This window comes from Shewanella sp. S23-S33 (assembly GCF_043359565.1).
GTDB classification, from domain to species: Bacteria; Pseudomonadota; Gammaproteobacteria; order Enterobacterales; family Shewanellaceae; genus Shewanella; species Shewanella oncorhynchi.
In genome coordinates, this window is record NZ_JBHFFD010000058.1 from 26,487 (window position 1) to 43,283 (window position 16,797).

At 44.9% G+C, this 16,797-nt stretch carries 14 protein-coding genes and 3 tRNA genes; 9 read left to right on the plus strand and 8 right to left on the minus strand.

The annotated features are described in order from the left end of the window. Positions 1-19: 19 nt before the first annotated feature. The 6 genes from ACHA99_RS15695 (at position 20) to ttcA (ending at position 6,406) form a co-directional block, all read left to right on the plus strand. On the plus strand, positions 20-2,419 hold the full coding sequence (locus ACHA99_RS15695; protein WP_393943756.1) for a heavy metal translocating P-type ATPase: 2,400 nt from the start codon (positions 20-22) through the stop codon (positions 2,417-2,419). Positions 2,420-2,457: 38 nt separating this feature from the next. After that, the gene (gene ccoS / locus ACHA99_RS15700) at positions 2,458-2,706 is read left to right on the plus strand and encodes a cbb3-type cytochrome oxidase assembly protein CcoS (protein ID WP_263143450.1); all 249 of its coding nucleotides are present in this window, start codon (positions 2,458-2,460) and stop codon (positions 2,704-2,706) included. Beyond that, positions 2,703-3,395, plus strand: coding sequence for a sulfite exporter TauE/SafE family protein (locus tag ACHA99_RS15705; protein WP_198573458.1), 693 nt, complete (start codon positions 2,703-2,705; stop codon positions 3,393-3,395). Before ccoS ends, ACHA99_RS15705 begins: the two co-directional genes overlap by 4 nt. Before the next feature lie 55 nt (positions 3,396-3,450). Beyond that, positions 3,451-4,203 (plus strand): electron transport transcriptional regulator EtrA, encoded by a 753-nt coding sequence (gene etrA / locus ACHA99_RS15710; protein ID WP_006081599.1) that lies wholly within the window; start codon positions 3,451-3,453, stop codon positions 4,201-4,203. Between the two features lie 223 nt (positions 4,204-4,426). Continuing rightward, complete coding sequence (uspE, locus tag ACHA99_RS15715; protein ID WP_168827704.1) at positions 4,427-5,359, plus strand: universal stress protein UspE; 933 nt, start codon at positions 4,427-4,429, stop codon at positions 5,357-5,359. Between the two features lie 78 nt (positions 5,360-5,437). Further along, complete coding sequence (gene ttcA, locus ACHA99_RS15720; RefSeq protein WP_393943759.1) at positions 5,438-6,406, plus strand: tRNA 2-thiocytidine(32) synthetase TtcA; 969 nt, start codon at positions 5,438-5,440, stop codon at positions 6,404-6,406. A 199-nt stretch (positions 6,407-6,605) separates the two neighbouring features. Here the strand turns inward: ttcA and ACHA99_RS15725 are convergent, their stop codons facing one another. Then, positions 6,606-7,229: a DUF2987 domain-containing protein gene (locus ACHA99_RS15725; RefSeq protein ID WP_131524185.1), complete on the minus strand. Its 624-nt coding sequence runs from the start codon at positions 7,227-7,229 to the stop codon at positions 6,606-6,608. After that, positions 7,222-8,034, minus strand: a complete 813-nt coding sequence (locus ACHA99_RS15730; protein WP_393943761.1) for a glucosaminidase domain-containing protein — start codon at positions 8,032-8,034, stop codon at positions 7,222-7,224. The genes ACHA99_RS15725 and ACHA99_RS15730 overlap by 8 nt, the downstream gene beginning before the upstream one ends. A 310-nt stretch (positions 8,035-8,344) precedes the next feature. Here ACHA99_RS15730 and ACHA99_RS15735 point away from each other — a divergent pair, with 310 nt between their 5' ends. Beyond that, entirely contained in the window at positions 8,345-9,265 is a 921-nt protein-coding gene (locus ACHA99_RS15735) for a YvcK family protein (RefSeq protein ID WP_393943763.1), read from the plus strand. Between the two features lie 113 nt (positions 9,266-9,378). On the opposite strand, the gene ACHA99_RS15740 is transcribed toward ACHA99_RS15735, so the two are convergent. The 5 genes from ACHA99_RS15740 to ACHA99_RS15760 form a co-directional block, all read right to left on the minus strand. Then, positions 9,379-10,572, minus strand: a complete 1,194-nt coding sequence (locus ACHA99_RS15740; protein WP_028759977.1) for an amino acid aminotransferase — start codon at positions 10,570-10,572, stop codon at positions 9,379-9,381. 393 nt (positions 10,573-10,965) lie between these two features. Then, positions 10,966-11,052: transfer RNA gene (locus ACHA99_RS15745), tRNA-Leu, on the minus strand. A gap of 49 nt (positions 11,053-11,101) precedes the next feature. Then, a tRNA-Cys gene (locus ACHA99_RS15750) sits at positions 11,102-11,175 on the minus strand. A gap of 24 nt (positions 11,176-11,199) precedes the next feature. After that, positions 11,200-11,275, minus strand: a tRNA-Gly gene (locus tag ACHA99_RS15755). A gap of 373 nt (positions 11,276-11,648) precedes the next feature. Continuing rightward, complete coding sequence (locus ACHA99_RS15760; protein WP_028759978.1) at positions 11,649-13,082, minus strand: glyceraldehyde-3-phosphate dehydrogenase; 1,434 nt, start codon at positions 13,080-13,082, stop codon at positions 11,649-11,651. Positions 13,083-13,285: 203 nt separating this feature from the next. Between ACHA99_RS15760 and ACHA99_RS15765 the strand changes: the two genes are divergently transcribed. Continuing rightward, the gene (locus ACHA99_RS15765) at positions 13,286-14,185 is read left to right on the plus strand and encodes a DUF2989 domain-containing protein (protein WP_168825261.1); all 900 of its coding nucleotides are present in this window, start codon (positions 13,286-13,288) and stop codon (positions 14,183-14,185) included. A gap of 201 nt (positions 14,186-14,386) precedes the next feature. Continuing rightward, positions 14,387-15,397: a type I glyceraldehyde-3-phosphate dehydrogenase gene (gene gap / locus ACHA99_RS15770; protein WP_006081590.1), complete on the plus strand. Its 1,011-nt coding sequence runs from the start codon at positions 14,387-14,389 to the stop codon at positions 15,395-15,397. A gap of 163 nt (positions 15,398-15,560) precedes the next feature. Here the strand turns inward: gap and nadA are convergent, their stop codons facing one another. Beyond that, positions 15,561-16,643: a quinolinate synthase NadA gene (gene nadA, locus ACHA99_RS15775; RefSeq protein WP_028759980.1), complete on the minus strand. Its 1,083-nt coding sequence runs from the start codon at positions 16,641-16,643 to the stop codon at positions 15,561-15,563. Positions 16,644-16,797: the final 154 nt, after the last annotated feature.

Below are 16,797 nucleotides of genomic sequence, written 5' to 3' on the forward strand. Positions count from 1 at the left end.
TGGTTAAATAAGTAGCGCTATGACGTATCCAAGTTGTTTTCACTGCCAAGAGCCCGTTCTAACGGGCCAGCAGTTTGTGACTCGCATTAATGAACGTGATGAACTGATGTGTTGCCCTGGCTGCCAGGCGGTTTCTCAAGCGATTGTCGATGCGGGATTACTCAGTTATTACAAGTTCCGCACTGAGCCTGGCAGTAAACAGAATGCCCTGGTCCCCGAAGCATTAACGCAATTTAGCGCCTATGACTTGCCCGAAGTGCAGCAAGACTTTGTGCATTCTGAGGACAATGTCGAATCAGTATCACTCTCCATCGATGGTATCACCTGTGCAGCCTGTGCTTGGTTAATTGAACACAAAGTCAAACAACTCGCGGGCGTGAGCCAAGTGCTAGTCAACTCAACCACCCAACGCGCCATGATCAGTTGGGATAAACGCAAGGTAAAACTTAGCGATATTCTCGGACAAATTAGTCGTATTGGCTATCAAGCCGCGCCCTACCAAGTTGACGAACAAGAGCTCAACAATAAACTCAATAGTCGCAAATTTTTACTGCGTTTAGGCTTAGCTGGCTTTGCGACTATGCAAGTCATGATGTTCGCCCTCGCCCTTTATACTGGCTACTTCACTGATTTAGACGTGCAGTATCGGGACTATTTCCGCTGGGTCAGCATGATTTTTGCCACGCCTGTGGTGCTTTATTCGGCGCAGCCCTTCTATTTTAGTGCCATTCGTACCCTGCTCAGCGGCAAACTCAATATGGATGTGTCTGTTTCGATTGCCATTGGTGGTGCCTATACCGCAAGCTGTTTTGCCACAGTGAATGGCACAGGCGAAGTGTATTTTGAATCCGTATCCATGTTTACATTCTTTTTGTTACTCGGGCGTTACTTCGAGCAAAAGGCAAGACAAAAGGCCTCGGTCAGCTCCAGTAATTTACATAAATTGGTGCCGCTCACTGCACACTTAGTCACCGAAAATGGTCAAGAAGAAATTCCGGCCAAAAAGTTACGCCTCAATGATGTGATCCTTGTGAAACCAGGAGAAATGGTTGCGGCCGATGGTGTGGTGATTGAAGGCCACACAAATATCAATGAAGCTATGCTCACAGGTGAGCAAATGCCCATTGAAAAACAGCAAGATCAGCAAGTGTACGCTGGTACTATCAACGTCGACCAACCGATAAAAGTTAAAGTTACCGCATTGGGGCAAGACCAACTCGTGGCTGAAATTATTCGACTGCAGGAACTGGCATCCAATACAAAACCTGCGATAGCCCTATTAGCCGATAAATTATCCCGCTATTTCTCGGGTACGATTCTAACAATCGCGACGATCACCTATTTGGTTTGGCAACAGATTTCCCCAGAGGATGCCTTTTGGGTAACGTTATCGGTTCTGGTCGCCACTTGTCCTTGTGCCTTAGCGCTAGCGACACCGACCGCCGTCACCTGTGCAACCGCCATTTTTACCCGTCTTGGGATCATTACCCGCAAAGCCGGTGTCTTTGAAAAACTTCCGCAGATTAAACATGTGGTCTTTGATAAAACTGGCACCCTTACCTGTGGTACGCTCTCTATCGGGCAAACGCAGTGCATGGCCGATTTAACAAAGACGCAGGCCTTAGCTATTGCCGCAGCGCTGGAAACAGGCTCTCGTCATCCGATTGCGGCTGCATTTGCCCTATTTGCCGATAATACCTTGGTCGCAGAACAAGTTCACCATGAAGTCGGCTTTGGTGTTCGAGGCCGTATCGAGGGGACTGATTATTTAATTGGTAATGCTGTATTTACTGGTGCACGTGTCGATACTCAGGACCCAACCCAAAAGATTTGGTTAGCACGCTCAGCTAATGAGCAGCTTGAAGTGCTTGCCAGCTTTGAGATCCAAGACAATATTCGTCAAGACAGTAAGGCCACGATTGAAATATTAAAGCAACAAGGTTGTCGCATTAGTATCGCCAGCGGCGATAGCTCCGGACATGTGCATCAACTGGCCAAAGAGCTGGGAATTGAAGATGTGCACAGCGGATTAACGCCCGCGGGTAAACTTGCCCTAGTAACGAAATTACAACAGCATACTCGCGTGGCGATGTTTGGCGATGGCATCAATGATGCGCCTGTACTTGCGGGGGCTGATTTGTCGGTCGCCATGGGCAGTGGCAGTGCGATTGCCAAAAACAGTGCCGATTTGATTTTACTGGGCGATCATCTATCCCGTTTCACCCAAGCTGTCGCGGTCGCTAAACTGACCACGCAAATTATTAAACAAAATTTAGCGTGGGCGCTGGGTTACAACGCCCTTATCTTGCCTTTAGCTGTCACTGGTCATGTGGCACCTTATATTGCCGCGATTGGCATGTCGGCGAGTTCTTTGATTGTGGTCGGTAATAGCCTGAGATTATTACGGGTAAAAGTGTGATCATAATAAAACGTTTAACCAGATAGTAAGAGGTCATTATGGAAATTATTTATGTGCTTATCCCCATTGCCATGATCTTCGTCGCCATTGCGGTAATGGTCTTTTTTTGGGCAGTAAAATCTGAGCAATTTGACGATCTTGACCGTCAAAGTGTTTCTATATTGTTTGATGAAAATACTGACAAACCTGGCCATCTAGCCCCCCCCGCCATTCAGTCAACAGCAGAACATGATGACATCGCAGCGCAGCAAGCGATAAAAAATCAGCAAAAAGGCATGCCTTTGTGATTGAGTACAATGTCACTGGTGCCTTTCTCGTCGGCTTGATGGGAGCTGCACATTGTTTTGGTATGTGTGGCGGTTTAGTGGGCGCGTTTTCCGCCCAAATCCCCCATCCTAAAATAGGTAACCAGCTAGCCCATCAGCTTAAATATTTACTGAGTTACAATTTAGGACGTATTTTAAGTTACACCTTAGCGGGCGGCTTAGTAGGCGCATCGTCGGCAGGTCTTGGTCACTTATTTGAACTGGATATTTATCTGATTGTCCTGCGCATGGTTGCTGGACTGATGATGATTGCAACAGGGCTTTACATCGCTAAAATATGGGTTGGAATAGTGCAAATTGAGCGTGTAGGTCAATGGCTATGGCAATATTTAAAACCGCTAGCGCAGCGCCTTGTTCCAATCAAGAATCCGAGCCAAGCAGTCATGGCGGGATTCATTTGGGGCTGGCTCCCCTGCGGCCTCGTCTATAGCACCTTAACTTGGTCGGTTGCATCTGGCTCTGCCAGCCAAGGCGCCTTAATTATGTTAGCCTTTGGCTTGGGTACTTTACCCGCTCTATTAAGCGCTGGCGTGGCGGCAAAACGCCTTGCTGCATGGGTACAAAAGAAAACCGTTAGACTATTGAGCGGCTTACTGTTAATTGCCTTTGGTGGTCAAACTTTATATATCGCACTCGCGCAGCTAAACTAGCCCAAGTGAGTGAATTGGTTTAACATGGTTGCAGTGGATAAACTTGAGAATCAACATGACAATTGAACAAAATAAGAATCGTCGTCCTGCCGCTAGCGGATGCACAATCCATTGTCACGATTGCAGTATGGGTACCCTTTGTATTCCTTTTACCCTCAATGCAAGTGAGCTAGATCAGCTCGACGATATTATTGAGCGTAAAAAGCCAATCCAGAAAGGCGAGCAAATTTTTAAGTCAGGTGATGCGTTGAAATCCCTGTTTGCGATCCGCTCTGGCACCATCAAAAGTTACACTATTACCGAGCAAGGTGATGAGCAGATAACGGGCTTCCATCTGGCGGGTGATGTGATTGGTTTTGATGGTATTCACGCTCAGTTGCACCAGAGTTTTGCACAGGCCCTCGAAACCTCTATGGTTTGTGAAATCCCCTTTAATATCCTCGATGAACTTTCGGGCACTATGCCTAAGTTACGTCAGCAGATCATGCGTCTAATGAGTAATGAGATCATGAGCGATCAAGAAATGATCCTGCTGCTTAGTAAGAAAAATGCCGAAGAACGTCTAGCAGCGTTTATCAGCAATTTAGCAAATCGTTTCGGCAGCCGTGGTTTCTCACCTAAAGAATTCCGTTTAACCATGACCCGCGGTGACATTGGCAATTATCTCGGTTTAACCGTTGAGACCATCAGCCGCTTACTTGGACGCTTCCAAAAGTCAGGCTTGATTGAGGTTAAGGGTAAGTACATCACTATCCTCGACTCGCAAGAGCTAAATCTGTTAGCGGGTAATTCTCGCATCGCGAGATAGTCAATCGCAAGAGCATTAACCGTGAGAGGCCAAGCGCTAAATAATTGTCGCCAATAGCATAACAGTTTAATGGTAAAAGCTGTGCTTGCTAGACATGTCATGCAGATTAAGGCATGATTTTTAAGCGAGTTTTAATCAATTTCAAATGAGTTTGATCTAGAACAATACAGCTCACTGCCAAAGGCTCATGATGATATTGAGCCTATGACTAAAGGAACCAAACATGAAGGATTATCAAAAAATACTGGTTGTGGTTGACCCTACCACTGAGAATCAAGTTGCCCTTGCACGAGCGGTCGCCTTGGCCAGTAAATGCAACGCTCAAGTCACTGTGTTTCTTTCTATCTTCGACTTCTCTTACGAAATGACTTCGATTCTGTCGAATCAAGAACGCGAAGCCATGCGTCAAGGTGTCATAGATCAACGGCTCGCCTGGATCCAAGACTTACTCGCCGCTTATACTCATCTGCAACTCAATATCGATACTCAAGTCATTTGGCATAACCGCCCCTTTGAAAGCATTATTAATCATGCTATTTCAGGGCAATACGATTTGATTGTTAAAGGCACCCATGCCCACGACAAACTCAAGGCGGTGATCTTCACTCCAACTGATTGGCATTTAATGCGTAAAGCCCCTGTGCCAGTGTTGATGGTGAAAGCCCATGACTGGCCAGCCACGGGTAAAATCCTCTGTGCTGTGAATGTGGCAACCGAAGATACCGATCATCAAATGCTTAACGGTAAAATTATTGAACATGCAAAAGATTTGGCGAAAAAGTTCTCTGCTGAAGTACATTTAGTTAATGGTTATCCCGGCACGCCAGTTAACTTAGCCATTGAGCTTCCTGACTTTGATGCCCAGTCATACAACGAAACCATTCGCATGCAGCATGAGCAGCGCGTGAGTTATCTTGCAGGCGCTTATGATATTAATCCAAGTCATTGCCATGTAAAAGAAGGTTTACCAGAGGATGTGATCCCTGAGCTGGCTGAAAAACTTGATGCTGAATTGGTGATCCTAGGGACTGTTGGTCGTACCGGATTTTCAGCAGCACTGATAGGCAATACCGCTGAACATGTTATCGATAGCATCAACTGCGATTTATTGGCTATAAAGCCCGATGGTTATAAATCACCGTTAGAAGAAGCCTAAGCAATACGCGGCTCTTTACCCCGCCAAAGATAGCTGGAATAATACGCGCCCTGAAACTGTGTTACTGGGCGCTTTTTTATGCTTGAAGCTATATCTGAAGTTACGGCAAATCCTATGCCGGAAGAATTATCAAAAAAACAAACTACCCGTCTGAATAAATTACAGAAGCGGCTTCGTCGTGAAGTGGGTAGCGCGATTGCCGATTACAATATGATTGAAGATGGCGATAAGATCATGTGCTGCCTCAGTGGCGGTAAAGACAGCTACGCCATGCTCGATATTTTGATGAATCTGCAGCAACGTGCGCCCATTCAGTTTGAAATCATTGCGGTTAATTTAGATCAGAAGCAACCGAGCTTCCCTGAGCATGTATTGCCCGCCTATCTCGATAAGCTCAATGTGCCTTATCACATCCTCGAGAAAGATACTTACTCGATAGTAAAAGACAAAATCCCTGAAGGTAAAACCACCTGCTCCCTGTGCTCTCGCCTGCGCCGCGGCACGCTTTATGGCTTTGCTCAGCGTATCGGCGCCACTAAAATCGCCCTAGGCCATCACAGGGATGACATTATCGAGACCTTGTTCTTAAATATGTTCTTTGGCGGTAAGATGAAAGCAATGCCGCCAAAGCTGCTGTCGGATGATGGCGCTAATATCGTCATACGTCCCCTAGCCTATTGTCGCGAGAAAGATCTCGAAGAATATGCCAGCTTAAAAGAATTTCCAATCATTCCATGCAACTTGTGTGGCTCACAGGAAAACTTAAAGCGCGCCGCAGTCAAAGACATGCTAAATCAATGGGATAAACAATACCCAGGCCGCATTGAAACAATATTCACCGCCATGCAAAACACCGCACCATCACAGGGTGTTGACCGTGAGCAGTTCGACTTTGTGTCTCTAACACGTGACCCAGATGCGCCTATGCGTGGTGATGTTGCTGAAGCCAATCTACCTGCATTCGATTTTCTTGATATCGCCAATCGTGGTCGTATCGATTTGGATGCAGCAAAACGCATTGATATTGTTAACACTTACGAAGTCTAACTTAGACTGAATTTAGCGCCTATTCAGTAAGAGAAGTTAACGCAACGAAAGTAAACAAGATAAATTAACACAACAAAAATGCCCACTTAATGTGGGCATTTTTATGGCTACAGAATAAGTTAAGACTCCCGACACTATCTTTGAGCCCGCGCTTCTGAATCGATTATTTCAAGATGCCTATTCAAAGATACAAAGATGATTACTTCACCCAAGGACTTAACACTAATGGCTGGGCACTGAAGCTTAGCGTGGTGATGCTTTCAAGCTCATTAGCGGCTAATTTATAACTGCCTTTTATCGCTTTTTCACGGCCATTAAGGCGTACATAGACTTCTTGTTCAGGTGAGAATTCAAAGTTTAAGCCAGTAATGGATTCCCTAAAATAACGCATTGGGAAGCCTTGCATAGCACCGAGCAGCGTGTCCATCTCAGTCATGATTTGTTGTAAGCGCGTTTTATCGTACTCGGCTAATGTCTGTTTTGCTCTAACTTGCATTGCAATACCACATCCCTCAGCGCTGCCAGCGAAATGCAGATTAACCAAGGCTCGCTGATCTTTTAAATCATCATCTAAGGGAATGAATAACCGCTGAGCATCAGTATACGTCAGTGGCGTTGAGGTTTTTTCACTGGAAATAGAACCACTTTGGATCAAACAATTCTTTTGCATTGGAACACTAAAAGCCACTTCCACGAGTTGATAACCGCCTTTATTGACTTGTTTCAACCTATCATAAAAGCCTTTATATTCAAGGGATACAGTTTCTGCAGCGGCGCTAGTTGCCAAAAAAAACAGGCTACTAAACAACAGTTTTTTATACATCGACATTCACCAAATATTTTTCATTATGACGTAACATATCAAGCAGCTCATCAATATAAGCCTCTTGTCTTTCTGAATAATTCACTAAACCGTAAATCAATTGATCCGCTGTTGGCTCTAGCTCCTGTGAACGTAAATCTGCTCGAATAGAGCGAAATAACGCATAGGCAGTATTAGAGTTTAAATTACGCATATAGGATGAAACCGATTCATCGACCGATGAAAACACTTTCACCTCATGACTTTTACCCGAACCACGTGAGGACGGCACTATGCCGCAGCCAGAAGTAAAACACCATTCACCAAAAAAGTTAAAACCTTCTCTGGCAAAACGTGAACTCCCCCAACCCGATTCATTCGCGGCTTGAATTAACACCATAGATTCCGGCACGATATCGACACGTTTAAGTAAGCTTGCTAATGACTTAGCATCTACGTTACGCGCCGCATATTGGTATTTATCAAATAACGCATTGATCTGCGCTAATTCGGTATCAGATAAACTCTTACCATTATCGACTAAGGCAAGCATCTCATTGATAAAGCCACGCTCCATCAAGATAATGGCATTCTGTTGCTGAACAATCGGCCGCAGGAAATCAAAAAAAGCTTTCTTCTTTTCGGTAATGTCGCTGATCGCTGAAAAGTCAGGGACTTGCGTAACAGGATCGACATCGCTAACGAATTGGGGCGCAATAGCGGATGAGTCACTCGAGTGAGGAATGATCCAAACTCGTAATGCAAAAATCGCCACTATGACCATGGCTAATGCCAATGTAAACGAACCGATTCTACCCGTTTTCAATCATTCACCTTAGGTGTAACGCCCTTATTGGGCAAATAAAGGCCGGATTATAAGCTATTTGTCAGATTTCACGAAATTTGCCCATCATCATGATCACGAACTCAGGTACAATATTACGCCTGAGGCACCATTATCGAGTCGAGCTTGCTATTACGCCGTCATTTATAGATGCAAGCATTTGACTGAGTATTTATACTAAGGTTCCTTAGCGTTATCACCATTGCACAACGGCTCATGAGTCATCCCGCTTATAGCGACAATGGATGGCTATGACATTAAATTTTCGGGTATTCAGGAAGGAAGAACCCAGATGCAGCATTTGATGTTAAATCAATTTGAACGTGTCGTCGCCATTGGCGGAGGCCATGGTTTAGGCCGAGTATTATCCTCACTCGATTTTTTAGGCAACCGCCTTACAGGGATTGTCGCCACCACTGATAATGGTGGTTCTACTGGTCGACTGAGAGCCGAACAAGACTGCATTGCTTGGGGTGATTTACGTAACTGCTTATCCCATTTAGCTAATCGTCCTTCCGTTGGCTCGCAATTGTTCGAATATCGTTTCCAAGGTGCCACTGAACTCAGTGGCCATAATTTAGGTAATTTAATTTTACTGGCTCTTGATCAACTCTGCGTTCGTCCATTAGAAGCGGTTAATCTCATCCGTAACTTACTTAAGATAGAAACCCAACTTATTCCCATGTCAGAGCAGCCCACTCACTTAGTGGCCCTGCAAGCCTGTGGCAGTAAAGTCTTTGGGGAGATCAATGTCGACAGTATGGATGAAGCGCCTATCGCGCTCTGCCTTGAGCCACAGGTCGATGCCACCTTTGAAGCCTGTGAGGCCGTTCGGCACGCAGATTTAGTTATCCTAGGCCCTGGGAGTTTCTTAACCAGTATCGTGCCGCCGCTGCTGTTACCTAAGTTCGCGAAAAGCCTCGCCGCAACTAAAGCACAGGTGATCTTTATCGATAACCTTGCCGAAGAGGCCTCACCCGCAGGTCGGTTTAGCATTGAGCAACGTATCGCTTGGTGTCACCAAGTGATTGGCAAGCCCATTATTCACAAAGTACTTCGCCACGGTGAACAAACGCGTTTAGGGCCACTGATTAACTATTTTCCGTTGAAGAATCGCCATAATCCAAACTTGCATGATCAAGCGAACCTATTAGATGCATTAAGCGCCCTGCTGCGACTCAATGATCTCACTCAACAACCGCTTGCCTGCTAACGCTTACCTGTTAATCATTCAATCGAAATAATAAAGGACAGCAAGTGCTGTCCTTTATATTGTAAAGCTAAAAGGAATGTCCCTTTAGTCTGTCTATAAGGCTGCAATAACCATTACAACACTTGTGCTATGGCTTTACAGATAACAGGCATATTCGTCTTAGTCATGCCTGCAACGCTAATGCGTCCAGAGCCGACAATATAAACACCAAATTCGTCTTTCAAACGTGCCACTTGGGCTTTGTTTAAACCTGAGAAACTGAACATGCCATTTTGGCGAGAAATAAAACTGAAGTCCTGAGTCACGCCCTCAGCCTTTAAGCTATCAACAAACAGAGTACGCATTTCGGCGATACGTTCACGCATCTCTTTGACTTCCTGCACCCACATGGCTTTCAGAGCTGCATCATTTAATATCGTGCTGACGATCAGTGCGCCGTGGGCTGGCGGATTAGAATAGTTGGCGCGTATGGTACGTTTCACTTGGCTAAAAGCACGTACGGCAGCATCAGCATCTTCAGCCACCACAGTCACGGCGCCAATACGCTCGTTGTATAAACCAAAGTTTTTAGAGAAAGAGTTAGCGACCAGCAACTCAGACACTTTAGACGCGACTAAACGCAGACCTGCCGCATCTTCTTCAATGCCAGCACCAAAACCCTGATAAGCAAAGTCAAACAGTGGCACGAGTTTCTTATCAGCACACAATTGAGCAACAAGTTCCCATTGCGCCAACGTTAAATCGATACCCGTTGGGTTATGGCAGCAACCGTGTAGCAGCACGACATCGCCCGCATTCGCGTTAGATAAATCAGTCATCATGGTATCGAAATCGATGTCATGGGCTTCTGCTTTGTAATAACCGTACTCTTTAACCGTTAAACCCGCCGTTTCAAAAATATTCTGATGGTTGGCCCACGTTGGATTACTCACCCAAATAGTGTGCGAATCGGTATTACGCAGTAAAAACTCAGCAGCAATACGCAGTGCTCCTGTACCACCAGGAGCTTGCGCTGTGGCAGCACGGCCAGAAGAAATTAATGCACTGCCTTCGCCGAACAACAATGTTTGTACTACACGGTTATAAGCTTGAACGCCTTCAATGCCTAAGTAGTTTTTGGTCTTCTCTTGCTCAAGTAAAATGGCCTCGGCTTTTTTCACTGAAGCCAGAACGGGAGTCTGTCCTGCCTCATCCTTATAAATGCCAACACCAAGATTAACTTTATCCTGACGCGGATCAGCTTTAAAGGTATCGGTTAAACCAAGAATTGGATCAGCGGGTGCGAGTAATACTTGAGAGAAAATCATGACTACGTATCCTAATATGCGCGTGTAGGGGGAAATTTCGGCTTATTTATACCACTGTCTTTAAGGGGGTAATAGCGACTTAAGTCCCTTCTTTGGGAAATTATTACACTATTGTCGATTCAACAATAAAAAGTACATTTTATTACGCAATTATTAGCCAAATAGTGACATTACTTAAATAAAGCGATTTACAACATCTAGATCACAAAATCACTCAGTTTTGTATTGTAGAAAAGAAACAGGTCAGAAGTCGCAATACTGAATGAGTAAAATAGTAGGCTTGAGCCTGACCAATCTATAGCTGTAGTGATACTAGATTAAGAATCATGAAATGTGGGTATAGAAGTTATAAAGCAAAAAAGCCCTGACATCAGTCAGGGCTTTTCTGTTTTTTGGTACCCGAGGCCAGACTTGAACTGGCACGCTGTTACCAGCGAGGGATTTTAAATCCCTTGTGTCTACCGATTCCACCACTCGGGCAAACTCTTTATATTAACGACGGGAATCGTGTCATTAATACTTTAATCTATGGAGGCGCGACCCGGAGTCGAACCGAGATCGACGGATTTGCAATCCGCAGCATAGCCATTCTGCCATCGCGCCCAAACTCCCAAATTTATTAAAATTTGGAGCGACATATCGGGTTCGAACCGATGACCTATACCTTGGCAAGGTATCGCTCTACCAACTGAGCTAATGTCGCCTATCATTGCGCTTAATCATTTGAACTCATGCTCGGCATGCTTTCCCCTGACTGCGGATTGGCATTCTACCGATTTAGACCTCAGAGTCAATCAACAATTTTTAAAAAATGATCTAAGCCGCATCGTTTGCCCAATAAACCGCCACACCTCAGTAAAGTTGATGTTTCATTCATCAATTTAAGCTTTTTACCGATACTGATGCCGATGCTACCGCTAATTAAACGCGGCAGATAAACAGGGGATCATGGTGAGCTATGGAGTCGAGTCCAATAAAATTGTAGAAGTATAGAAAAACAAAAGCGCCCTATTGGGCGCTTTATTCAAAGGTTAGGCAAAGTTATTAATCACTCAAGCAAAAACTACGTGGGCAATTTACGCAGGTAGAGATAGCGTCGTTAAACCTAACATAGTTTGCATTACGCCAACCACTTGGCAACTGTAACCAAATTCGTTGTCATACCATACATAGAGAATGGCACGCTTGCCTTCTGCAATAGTCGCTTGTGAATCAACCACACCCGCGTAGCGAGAACCCACTAAATCGCTCGATACAATCTCAGTAGAGTCTGTGTAGTCAATTTGATTTTGCAGTGGTGATTGTAGCGCCGTATCTTTCAGATACTCGTTCAGCTCATCTTTACTGGTTTCAGCATTCAGGTTCATGCTGATGATCGCCATAGAGACGTTAGGCGTCGGCACACGAATCGCGTTACCTGTTAACTTACCGGCTAATGCAGGTAAAGCTTTAGCAACCGCTTTTGCTGCACCCGTTTCAGTGATCACCATGTTTAATGGTGCACTACGGCCACGACGGTCAGCGGTATGATAGTTATCAATCAGGTTTTGATCGTTAGTATAAGAATGAATCGTTTCAACGTGACCATTCTCGATACCATATTTATCATTCACAGCTTTCAGTACTGGCGTAATAGCATTGGTGGTACAACTTGCCGCTGAAACAATAATGTCTTCTGGGGTAATATCGCCTTCGTTCACACCGTAAACAATGTTCTTAATCGCGCCTTTTGCAGGAGCCGTCAGTAATACTTTGCTGGCACCTGGGCTCTTAAGGTGTAAACCAAGACCCGCTTCATCTTTCCAAATACCCGTGTTATCAACAATCAATGCATCATTGATGTCGTATTTAGTGTAATCCACTTCGTCGGGTGAATTAGCATAGATCACTTGGATATAAGTGCCGTTGGCTATGATGGCGTTGTTCTCTTCGTCAACTTCAACAGAACCATTGAAAGGACCATGGACTGAGTCACGACGCAGTAAACTCGCGCGTTTTTCTAAATCGCCTTTCTTACCGCCACGTAAAACGATAGCGCGTAACCTTAACTTATTGCTGCGACCTGTGCGTTCAATCAGCAAGCGTGCCAATAAGCGACCGATACGGCCAAAACCATAAAGCACGACGTCACGCGGCGCGACATCATCGGCATGGTCGATAGCATCGGCCAATTCTTTTGCCATATAGCTTTCAATTTCGCTGACATCAGTATGGTCGCGCCAGTAATTGACAGCGAGTTTACCAATATCCACTTTACATTGTTTAACTGCGAGTTTGCTCAAAGCTTGAACGAAGGGGAAACTCTCGCGTAAACGTAATTTTTCACCGACATGACGACGAACTAAACGGTGCGCTTTAATGATTTCAATCGTAGAAGCATTGAGTAACGGCTTGCCGTAGACCACGACTTCAACGCCTTGGTTACGGTACAACTTGCCTAACAAAGGCTGCATCGCCTCTGCCATTTCAAAACGTTCTTGCCAACTTTGTAGGTGTTTATCAGCGCTCATTTACAGATCCTTTATCTCACTTTTCAATAAAATGTACTGAAAGGTTTGAGTAACATGACGAAAAGACCAATAATCTAATGCGGGTTTTAGGGAAAACCCTGTTTTGGTCGGCGCCATTGTAATGAAAGTCGCGCTTTGTTGCCAGTAAGATATTTTCTGTAAATCTGTAATTTTATTAGAAAAATTATCGTTTGGAGAGTGTTTTGAGACAAAATCTAGTAATAATTACATCATTTACCTTAGGGATGAGCTTTTTCGGTCTTTTCGGTTGTGATAATGACCGAAATATCTCAGCAATTTGTAAAAATAATCCTGAAATTTGTGCCGATTTGCATAAGGACAGCTGGTGTTTGACTGAAAAGACCAAGCTTATCCAAAACCGCTACATGTTAAAAGACAACGAAAACCTCACAGGTAAGCAGCTCTACTCACAATTAACCTACCTTGAGGATTACAGCCGTTGCATTGAACTCGCCTCTGGCGTTCAGCATATCATCCACACCAATCGCACAGCAGATAGAGCCAGAGCCTTTAGACTAAGCACTCAAAATTTAAGTTTACTACAAGATCAAACCCGTGAACGGCAAGACCCTTTTATGTCCTATTACCAATGGACTCGCTTTGGCGATACCGCTGCGTTAAATAGATTATTAGAACAGGAAAACGCCGGCGAAGTGACTGACCCCTTTCTACTTGCCCAAGTCGCAACCTATTACAGCAATCGAAATGCCATCAAAGCGCAACAACTCTATCTTAAAGTCTTTGCGGAGATCCAATACGATGATTTCGACGTTAACTGGTTACTTGGGCTCGCATCTGCCTATCGCCAGCAACAGGTTTTAGATAAATCCTATATGCTAACAAAAGCAAATTTACTACTTACGCAGCAGAAGTATTCTGAAGAAAAAATGCTAGCCTTGCTCGGTGGCAATAAAACGCTGGCGACTGAACTCGATTTAAAAGCCCAAGCCCTTATCGATGCGCTAAAAAAGGGCACTTATTCTATGAGCCCAGTAAGACAATGGCTTGATCCTCAAGCGGTTGCCCAAGCGCCAACTGTAACTGAGGTGGTGCCGCCTGCGCCTGTCGAAAAAGTAAACTAAGCAATCGATGGCAAAATGTTTGCCATCTTGTAATTTTTTACCCAATTAACGCGTAAAAAATGGCGATTTCGCGACCGATGTAAAAAAAATACCTAATTTGTTAATCAAGACAGCGGTAAAATGCCGATTTAACTTGACGATAGCTGTCAGTTTGGTAATTTTACTACCAGTTGAATTTTATAATCACCAGAGGGATATGAGATGACTATCCGTGTAGCAATAAATGGCTATGGCCGTATCGGTAGAAACGTATTACGCGCCTTGTACGAAAGCGAAAAAGCTTATCCAATCAAGATTGTCGCTATTAATGATTTAGGCGACGCTTCAATCAACGCTCACCTGACAAAATACGATTCTGTTCATGGTCGTTTCAATGCCAAGGTTGACCATGATGCAGAAGCCATTTATGTGAATGGCGATAAGATCCTCACTTTCCAAGAACGTGATCCTGCAAAACTGCCATGGGCAGAGCTACAGGTTGACGTGGTTTTCGAATGTACCGGTATCTTCACTTCTAAAGAAACCGTTCAACCACATTTAACCGCTGGCGCGAAGAAAGTGATTATTTCTGCTCCAGGCAAAAACGTCGATGCCACAGTTGTTTACGGTGTGAACAACAACGTGCTGACGTCAGACATGACAGTGATTTCAAATGCTTCTTGTACAACAAACTGTTTAGCCCCTTTTGCTAAGCCGTTAAATGACGAGATTGGTATCGAATCAGGCCTGATGACCACCATTCACGCTTATACCAACGATCAACGTTTATCTGACGTGTACCATACAGATTTACGTCGTGCCCGTGCTGCGGCACTGTCAATGATCCCAACTAAAACTGGCGCAGCTGCTGCTGTAGGTTTGGTTGTACCTGAATTACAAGGTAAATTCGACGGTTTAGCGGTTCGTGTACCTACAGTTAACGTATCACTCGTGGATTTATCTTTCATCGCTGCCCGTGACACGACAGTTGAAGAAGTGAATGCCATTATCGAACGCGCTGCCAGCGTTGCGCCATTGAGCGAAGTGTTAGCGGTAAACAAAGAGCCATTGGTGTCTATCGACTTTAACCACAATGCGTTTTCTTCAAACTTTGACGCAACTCAAACCCGTGTAAACGGTCGTTTAGTGAAAGTGATGTCTTGGTATGATAACGAGTGGGGATTCAGTAACCGTATGTTAGATAACGCGGTTGCACTGATGAACGCCAAGTAAGTAAGCGTAAAGTAATCTAGTCACTAGATTCCGCGTTACTCAATTAAGCCTCGCATTTGCGGGGCTTTTTATTGCCTTAGTTTTAATAAAAACAACAGGCATAAAAAATCCCCACACTATGGCAGGGATTTTTATTAGGCTGAAGAAAAGCTAAATAATGCGCTTAGGCATTACCCTTCACTTTCATATTCAGTGTCTTGGCAAAATCCAGCATACGCGTCAGCGGAATAAGCGCCTTAACTCTTAAGTCTTCATCCACAAAAATCTCATGGGTGGTTTTATCGCTGTCGGCGAGTGACGCTTCAATGGCCTGCAAACCGTTCATCGCCATCCAAGGACAGTGAGCACAGCTCTTACAGGTTGCGCCATTTCCGCCCGTTGGCGCTTCGATTAAAATTTTACCTGGCGCCGCCTGCTGCATTTTATAAAAAATGCCGCGATCGGTTGCCACGATAAAACGCTCATTTGGCATGGTCTGCGCTGCTTTAATCAGTTGACTGGTAGAGCCAACTGCATCGGCCATCGCCACCACACTGGCTGGCGACTCCGGATGCACAAGAATAGCTGCATCTGGGTAAACGCTTTTCATATCGCGCAGCGCATTAGATTTAAACTCGTCGTGAACGATACAATCGCCCTGCCACATCAACATGTCGGCGCCCGTCTGTTTGGCAATATAGCTGCCTAAATGACGGTCTGGTCCCCAAATGATCTTTTTGCCTTCACTGTCTAAGTGCTCAACGATTTCGAGGGCAATGCTGGAGGTCACCACCCAATCGGCGCGCGCTTTAACCGCAGCCGAGGTATTGGCGTAAACCACCACAGTATGATCTGGGTGCGCGTCGCAGAAAGCGCTGAACTTATCAATCGGACAACCTAAATCCAATGAACAGGTCGCTTCAAGGGTCGGCATTAGGATAGTTTTTTCAGGGCTCAAAATCTTGGCGGTTTCGCCCATAAACTTGACCCCAGCAACGATCAAGGTTTTTGCTGGGTGATCGCGGCCAAAGCGCGCCATTTCTAAGGAGTCTGAAACGCAGCCGCCAGTCTCTTCGGCAAGGGCTTGGATTTCAGGATCGGTATAATAGTGGGCAACCAGAACGGCATCTTTTTCAATGAGCAGTTGTTTGATACGCGCCTTGTAATCGGCTTTTTGCGCATCGGACAAAGGCACTGGTTTAGGCGGAAACGGGTAATCAATGGTTTCTATTGTTGGAGCAAATGGGCTGGGGGCTAACTGACTCATAACACATCCATCAGGATAACTACGTTCGGGAATTATACGTAATCGGGATCAAAAGATTAACCCATTTGTGCAAAGCAAATAAAAAAGGACGCTTTTAGCGTCCTTTTAGTGTCAGTTATTCGTGCCAGCGGCTTAGCGCATCGCTAATAACATC